1 protein-coding gene is annotated in these 418 nt (G+C 61.5%); it reads left to right on the top strand.

Annotated elements, in window-relative coordinates; genetic code table 11:
• Window positions 1–209: 209 nt before the first annotated feature.
• Window positions 210–418 (top strand): hypothetical protein (locus AC066S_RS39665; protein WP_478272042.1); only part of this gene is annotated, 209 nt, incomplete at its 3' end.

Below are 418 nucleotides of genomic sequence, written 5' to 3'. Positions count from 1 at the left end.
CGGTAGCCTGTGCGTCGTTCGTGGCCTCAGCCGGACTCGCTGTGGGAGCAATTCTCGTTGCGCCTGACGCTTCGCTCGGCGCGCTCGACGTCCCGACGGAAATTGCGACGGCGCTGGCTGGCCCATCCGATAGGGCGGGAGAGCTTTCAGCGGTTGTCTCCACGCTTGGTGGAACACTCGTATCGGTAGGTCGGCTCCTCGCGGTTGGGATGGTTGTGGCCTGCGGAGCCAAGGCGTACACACGGCAATCTCCAGAGCCGCTGTTCGTGGGGTTTCTGTTCTGCATGGCACTGCTTGGAGCGGGAGCTTTCTACGATTCGGAAGATGGGCCGAACCGACCGAAGCCTGCTGAAAAGGCTCTCTTTAATCGGGCTTCCGCTGGGGACATGACGGGCATCGATCAGCAGTTCAATAGCCT

The organism is Bradyrhizobium sp. CFUWI (assembly GCF_056429085.1).
The sequence above is the reverse complement of the archived record's forward strand: the minus strand, read 5'-3'. Positions and strand labels throughout refer to the sequence as shown.